Source organism: Bilifractor sp. HCP3S3_D3 (assembly GCF_052063915.1).
GTDB lineage: Bacteria > Bacillota > Clostridia > Lachnospirales > Lachnospiraceae > Bilifractor.
Genome location: NZ_JBQHWP010000007.1, coordinates 159,077 through 165,891, shown reverse-complemented (window position 1 = coordinate 165,891; position 6,815 = coordinate 159,077). Strand labels below are relative to the sequence as shown.

Annotated in this window: 6 protein-coding genes; 5 read left to right on the top strand and 1 reads right to left on the bottom strand. The window is 50.2% G+C overall.

Annotated elements, in window-relative coordinates; genetic code table 11:
* Window positions 1-284: 284 nt before the first annotated feature.
* The 4 genes from ACTNDI_RS06200 to ACTNDI_RS06185 all read left to right on the top strand — a co-directional run bounded on the left by ACTNDI_RS06200 (window position 285) and on the right by ACTNDI_RS06185 (window position 4,009).
* The gene (locus tag ACTNDI_RS06200; RefSeq protein ID WP_441099945.1) at window positions 285-803 is read left to right on the top strand and encodes a hypothetical protein; all 519 of its coding nucleotides are present in this window, start codon (window positions 285-287) and stop codon (window positions 801-803) included.
* 106 nt (window positions 804-909) lie between these two features.
* Complete coding sequence (gene fliB, locus ACTNDI_RS06195; protein ID WP_441099944.1) at window positions 910-1,998, top strand: flagellin lysine-N-methylase; 1,089 nt, start codon at window positions 910-912, stop codon at window positions 1,996-1,998.
* A gap of 99 nt (window positions 1,999-2,097) precedes the next feature.
* Window positions 2,098-2,769, top strand: a complete 672-nt coding sequence (locus tag ACTNDI_RS06190) for an NUDIX hydrolase (RefSeq protein ID WP_441099942.1) — start codon at window positions 2,098-2,100, stop codon at window positions 2,767-2,769.
* 124 nt (window positions 2,770-2,893) lie between these two features.
* Window positions 2,894-4,009: a GGDEF domain-containing protein gene (locus ACTNDI_RS06185; RefSeq protein WP_441099940.1), complete on the top strand. Its 1,116-nt coding sequence runs from the start codon at window positions 2,894-2,896 to the stop codon at window positions 4,007-4,009.
* A gap of 245 nt (window positions 4,010-4,254) precedes the next feature.
* On the opposite strand, the gene ACTNDI_RS06180 is transcribed toward ACTNDI_RS06185, so the two are convergent.
* Complete coding sequence (locus ACTNDI_RS06180; RefSeq protein ID WP_441099938.1) at window positions 4,255-4,878, bottom strand: HAD family hydrolase; 624 nt, start codon at window positions 4,876-4,878, stop codon at window positions 4,255-4,257.
* A 548-nt stretch (window positions 4,879-5,426) separates the two neighbouring features.
* Here ACTNDI_RS06180 and ACTNDI_RS06175 point away from each other — a divergent pair.
* Complete coding sequence (locus ACTNDI_RS06175; protein ID WP_441099937.1) at window positions 5,427-6,800, top strand: MATE family efflux transporter; 1,374 nt, start codon at window positions 5,427-5,429, stop codon at window positions 6,798-6,800.
* Window positions 6,801-6,815: the final 15 nt, after the last annotated feature.

Below are 6,815 nucleotides of genomic sequence, written 5' to 3'. Positions count from 1 at the left end.
CACGGCCTATCAGTCTGTGCACGTTATCTCAACTATTGAAAGCGCCGTATACCGAACGGTACGTACGGTGTTGTGAGAGGACGGCGGTTAGTCACCGCCTCCTACTCGATTGCCTTTGCGTCAGGCAAGGGAGATCTTTTTTTTGATCCTTTTTTGATAAAGGAGTCGCGTATATGTATTCGAAGCGTTTTTGATGTGGTATGATTGTTATACGCTCTTGACAAAGAAAGTCAGAAGCAAGATGAAGTGGGAAATCATTCGGTTAGAAAAGAAAGGATAATAGAATGGCAAAACCTGTTAAGATCAGACCTGCGGCGATGCTCGGAGCGGTTCTTGATTTTCTGGGAGGACAAAAGATCGCAACCTACACGAATGAGGATGAGGGTTATGAATATCTGAAAAATGGATATTTCTGTGTATCGGTGTTAAACCCGAAGGGAAGCGACGATCTTTATATCGATCTTGAAGATGGCTTCACACTAACTTACGGTGACTGGAACGCGCACTATGAGGCGACAGACCGTGATTTCGAATACATGCGGAAAGATGTGGAGGATTTTCTGGCAAACCGCATGTATCTGGCTGTTGTGTATTCTGGAAAGGAATGGATCTGTTCCCTTACGATTCATGAGAATGATGTCAGTAAGGCTCGTCTCTTCCGGCAGACGAAGGATTTTCTGCACAGCGCGGACTGCGATCCGTTCATTCAGCTTCTGAATCATAAGGGCGGGGTGATTGACTGCAATTTCTGGGATATAAAGAGAAGCCGGGAGATCCGCGTGAATCCGGGGGAGATCAGGTGATCATGAATAACAGGTGCCTTTGACGGCTGAATGGCTTCGTAGAATAAAGTTCTGATGGACGGAGGATTTCAGGCGGCTGAGAATTCACATAAGGGGACGAGAAGATATGATTTATGAATATCCGGATACGGTTCTGAAGTTTTCCTGCATTGCAGGAAAGTGCCCGGATACCTGCTGCGCAGGCTGGGAAGTGGATCTGGACCGGGAAACGGAGGAATACTACCGGTATGTCGAGGGGCCTTTCGGGAAGCGCCTGCGGCGTGCCATGAAAACAGAAACAGAAGAAAACGCGGACGGAGAAGAGGTCCGTACCTGTTTCTTTCCGCTTACGGATCAGAATCGCTGCCCTTTCCTTAACGATGACAATTTGTGCGAGATCATCACTCACCTGGGACCGGAGGCGATCAGTGTCGTCTGTGATGAGTATCCGAGGTATTTTGAGCAGATCGGGAATTATCAGCAGATGGATATGAGCCTTTCCTGTATGGAGTTCGGAAGAATATTTTTTTCTTCGGGACCGGTGCAGCTGCAGCGCATGGAGGATGATACAGACCGGGGATGGGGCGACACGGACCGCGAACGGCTTCGCGGAATACTGACGATCCGCGATGATGCGGTTCGTTATCTCCAGGATGAGGATCATAAGCTTTCCTGGAGGGAGAAAATGAATGACATTGAGCGGCAGATCGGCATCGTTCCGACACAGGAGAGCCGGCGGAGTTTGATGCGGCGTATGGAGAGCCTCGAGGTTATCGATCACCGCTGGACCGAAATGCTGGAACTGGTAAGAACTACAGGTATCGAGGCCGGCGTTGCAGGGACGGCTGTCAGCGGTGAGGCTGGCGATGCAAGGGTGTCTGTCCGCGGTGAGACGGACAACATTCCGGCGCGGCTGCGCGCGGAATTTGAGAGGCTCCATGAGGACTGTCTTCCCGGATGGTTCACAAAGCTTTGCGTGTACTTCGTTTTTCGTTATACGCTTGACATCTATTCTGACGGGGATCCGGCAGGTGTCTTCCGCTACATTGACAGAAGCCTTCGTTTTCTGTGGATGATGTGTCTGGCTGAATGGAACGCGGCGGGGCGAAAGCTGACCATTGAAGATATGATTGATCTCGCCCACCTTTATTCCAGGCAGGTTGAGCACTGCGAGGAAAACGTCGCCATTCTGAAGGAAGACGGAGAAGACGGGTGATGGACAGATTCATTTCGGAAAAAGAAGAGAGTTCGTTCACCTGCCGAAAATCTTACCGCCGTGGAGTTTCTGCCCACAGCAGACGAAAGGATTGAATATATGAAGGACGAGGATCAGAATCTGGAAAATCAGAGCCCGGAATGCCGGAGCCCGGGAAACCGGAGTCAGAGTAATCGGAGCCTGGAAAATCAGATTTCAGAGAGCCGGGTCCCGGAAAATCAGAGAGGGACCGGCCATCTGAGAAGATTGTCGCGGTCTCTGGCCTACAGCGGCTCCGTGGTTGATGTGTATCAGGACACAATGGAGCTTCCGGACGGCTGCATTCAGAAGTGGGATTTTGTCTGTCACAAAAAGGGAGGCGGCGCCTGTATCGTTCCGGTTCTCGCGGACGGAAGAATTCTTATGGTGCGTCAGTACAGACCGGCAATTGACCGGGAGACTCTGGAACTTCCGGCCGGAGCGGTTGATGCGGAGGATACAACGACAGAGGATACCGCAAGAAGAGAATTGAGGGAGGAAACCGGATACACTGCCGGGAAATGGAAGCTGCTGCTGCGGCTGAAGACGGCGGCTGCCTACTGTAATGAATACACGGATGTCTATCTTGCCTCTGACCTGAAGGACTCCCATGGCCAGGCGCTGGATGAAGCGGAGGAGATCCGTCTGCGTGCCGTTGAGCCTGAGGTACTGCTTCAGGATATTTACAGCGGAAGAATACAGGATTCCAAAACAGTTGCGGGTATTCTCGCTTATACGAATCAGAAGAGGTGAATATCGCTGCTGCAGCTGTCAACATTGGCACCAGGAACATCTGTGATTTTGATTTACGCGAGCGTCGCGATAGCGAGATAAAACTCGCGCAGCGTGTTTTATCTCGTTTGATTTTAGGAGAAATATGTTAGTTCTTTTTGAAGATGTCATAAGCTTTATTCTGGTGATATTCGCCTGGTTCCGGCTCTATGACAATATAAATATCGATCAGAGAATCAAAAGATATTTTGCGTGTGCCGGAGGCGTGATTGCGGCGATACTTGTTCTGGATCAGATCTGGCAGGCGATTTTTACGATATGCAGGATTACTGCCCGGATTGACTACATACTTAATGTGCTGACTTGTGTCATTTATTTTCTGGTCGCGTTTCTGATCCTGATTATACCTATGCAGCGATTGAAAAAGATATCGCTTGTCAACAGGGTTCTAAATGTAATCATATTAATCTGTTTCGGCGTGATTCCGATTGTAAACATCTGGAAGCCGGTTATTTTCTATCACAGCGGCGGATATATGTATTATACCAATAAATATATTTATTATATAATCGCCGAATATGTGATGTATATGGTGATGGTGCGCATGTACTACTCTCGTAATTATCTGTTCGACAGAAGCGACCGGATCATGCTTTTGTTTGCACAGGTAATCGTCGGGATAGGTGTGATTGCGCAGATTGTCTACGGAGATCTCGCAGCGAGCTGGAACTGCATCAGCATCTGCTATCTCTTCATGTATCTCGCACTGGAGCAGATGTACGCGAAAATAGATCCGGTGACAAAGCTGCATAACCGCGGAGTTTATGACAAGACTCTTCAGAAATATTCCGGTAAAAAAAGAACACTTACCGCCGTTATGTTCGACCTGAACCACCTGAAGCTTGTGAATGACAGATACGGGCACGATGCGGGTGATGCTTATCTGCTTGCCTTTGGTCAGACAACCCGGAAAGCACTTTCTTCCTTTGGAGAGATCTTCCGGATCGGTGGAGATGAATTCTGCCTGCTTTCCTGGAAAACCGGACCGGAGAAACTGCTTCCAGCTCTTCGTGAGCTTCAGTCGAGGGAAAAATGTGATCCGGAGTTTGGAGATCACCCTCTGGATTTTGCATACGGCATCGCGCAGCAGCTTCCGGGGGAGGAGGGATCTGAGACCGTGTCGCGGGCAGATCACGAGATGTATATGAATAAGAGGGAGATGCATTCCCGCGAGGACAGGCAGACGCCCGCAGAAGCATAGACGGTACCGCACACCCGAAGGGAGCATTTCGGGCATGCGGGCGGAGCTGTCAGGATCGTGTCAACAACTGTATCAGCTGCGGATTGTTCCGTGCTCATACCGGTTGTCTTCGAAACCGCATACAGTCACTTACGCGCGCTTCGCAGCAGGCGGCTTACAGACAAATCAGAAGGGCTGGGGGCAACACAAGTCACTTCACTTACGCGCGGTTTGCGGCAGGCGGCCTGTCGGCGCTTTCAAAGAGCTTATACAGAATCCGCCATGCCGAGAAAATCCCGGAGCTTCCGGACATCTCCATCGAAGACGTATCCGCCCAGACCGCAGGAGCGGGCAGCGTCTACATTTCGCTGAAGATCATCGATGAAGAGACAGTCCTGTGGATTCAGATGAAATTCCTCAAGAAACATTTCATAGATCTGCCGCTGGGGCTTCAGAACCTTATGAGGAGCAGAGAGAAAGACCCCGTCGAAAAGATCGGGCGTCTCGAGATGGCTTTTCCACTTGCCGTGGTCCAGACGGACACTGACGTTGGACAGGATGTATGTCTTTTTTCCTGCTTCCCGCAGATCCCTTACCAGTGCGCCCATACCGGGATGCGGGGTGAGGTTGTATCTGTCCCAGTTCTGAAAGCTGAAGCGGACTGCGCTGCGGACCTCATCGGAGGATGCGCGGGACAGCATCTTCTCCAGCGCGTCGTCCTCCCGGATCAGACCTGCGTCAAGCATGATCCATTCTCCGGAGTGATAGACGAGGAGGTTGACCTCCCGGATTACGTCGGGATCCGATGTGTATTCCCGTGTGGCATTATCGGCGTTGTAATCGGCCAGAACCCTTCCCATGTCAAATACGATGTTTTTGTATCCTGTCATTGCTGCATTCCTCCGAATTGTAGTATTAACTCTGAATCCTGGTAATCAAAGAAGCTAACTCTGATTCCCGGTAATTGAAGAAGCTGGCTTTGATTTCCGGTAATTGAAGAAGTTAGCTCTGACCCCTGGTAATTGAAGAAATTAACTGTGATTCTCTGTTACTGAGAGCCGGTTACTCGTTGAAAGCGGACCGGCTCTCACAGGTATTATAGCGAAGGAGAGAGAAAAAATCCATATCCAGGGATTGCAGAGATGCCCTGAGATGTCCTGCCGGAGCTGCGGCTTTTCGTTTTTGCCGGAAAAGTCCGGAGTGAATAAGGCTGGTACGGATCAGATTCAGGGAGTTGAGACGCGGTGGGATGTCTTTCTCTCGGATTGATATTGAATCTCTGCCTTTTCTGGGATAAAATACAGATTTGTGACGGAATGAATAATTCCGGATGAATCCGGGCATTCTGAACTGTGATTGGATAAATAGTTCCGGATGAACCTGGGCATTCTGAACTGTGATAGGCTAAATAATTCCGGATATACTGGGGGTATTTTGAATGGAAACAGATATGACAAAGGGCAGGCCGTCGTCTATTCTGCTTCGTTTCCTGATTCCGATTTTCTTTGGAAATCTTTTTCAGCAATTTTACAATGTGGTGGATACGGTGATTGTCGGAAGAGTGGTAGGTGCCGGCGCGCTGGCGGCGGTTGGATCGACCGGGACGATCATGTTTCTGCTGAGCGGAATTGCGCAGGGTATGTCTACCGGGTTTACGGTACTGACGTCGCAGTATTACGGCGCAAAAGACGAGAAGGGTGTGCGCAGGAGTGTTGCGAATGCTCTGCTTCTCAGCCTGATTCTTACGGCGGCTTTCACGGTGGCGGGCGCACTTTTGATGGGACCGTTGCTTCGCCTGATGAATACACCGGACGATATTTACAGGGACGCGCATACCTATATCATGATTATTACCGTCGGTTTGATCGCTATGATCATGTACAACATGAGTGCGGCTCTGCTTCGGGCAATCGGGAACAGCAAGGCACCTCTCTACTTTCTGATTTTCGCTGTTGTGTCAAATATTTTTCTGGATCTTCTGCTGACAATGGGCATCCGTATGGGAGTGGCGGGCGCGGCGCTTGCCACGGTACTTTCGCAGGCGATGGCTGCGGTGCTGTGCTTTATCTACATTTACCGGAAAGCGGAGATTCTGAGACCGCGCCGGGGAGAGTGGCGTCTGTCAAAGGAAATGACGAAGGCACAGCTCGGAATCAGCATCCCGATGACGCTTCAGTTCGCGATCACATCATCCGGAACTATGATCATGCAGTCTGCCGTGAATCTGTTCGGTTCAACGGCAGTGGCCGGATATACCGCGGCAAATAAGGTGGTTACGTTGTTGTCACAGGAGATGCCATCGATGGGATCGGCGATCTCGACCTACTGCGGGCAAAATTACGGCAACCGCCAGATCGGCCGCGTGAAGAAGGGAGTCAATGCCGCTGTTCTGATCGACACGATATATGCGGTCGGAGCTGCAGTGATCTGTGTGGTTATACTGCCGCTGACGCTGGGAATTTTCTTCTCGGGAAATGAGGATATCGGCGCGCTGATGCCCTGGGCAAAAACCTACGTGAATGTCGCGGTCTGCTTTTTCATTCCGCTGAGTTATATTTTTGTATTCCGGAACGCAATGCAGGGTTGTGGCTACGGACTGCTTCCGATGTTCGGCGGAATTGTCGAATTTGTCGCCAGGGGAATTACGGCATTTATATCCATTCATATGATGAGCTATCTGGCAGCCTGCTTCTGTGACCCGGCAGCCTGGCTTACGGCGGGTATTTTTACCGGGATCTGCTACCGCTTTGTGATAAAAGATATTGAAAAGACGTTTCACGTCGGAAGCAATGAAGACAGAGAAAGAAAATAGAGGGATGCTTCGTGT

Coding starts and splice junctions, on each gene's coding strand:
- ACTNDI_RS06200 (WP_441099945.1), top strand. CDS start 285: ATGGCAAAACCTGTTAAGATCAGACCTGCGGCGATGCTCGGAGCGGTT.
- fliB (WP_441099944.1), top strand. CDS start 910: ATGATTTATGAATATCCGGATACGGTTCTGAAGTTTTCCTGCATTGCA.
- ACTNDI_RS06190 (WP_441099942.1), top strand. CDS start 2,098: ATGAAGGACGAGGATCAGAATCTGGAAAATCAGAGCCCGGAATGCCGG.
- ACTNDI_RS06185 (WP_441099940.1), top strand. CDS start 2,894: ATGTTAGTTCTTTTTGAAGATGTCATAAGCTTTATTCTGGTGATATTC.
- ACTNDI_RS06180 (WP_441099938.1), bottom strand. CDS start 4,878: ATGACAGGATACAAAAACATCGTATTTGACATGGGAAGGGTTCTGGCC.
- ACTNDI_RS06175 (WP_441099937.1), top strand. CDS start 5,427: ATGGAAACAGATATGACAAAGGGCAGGCCGTCGTCTATTCTGCTTCGT.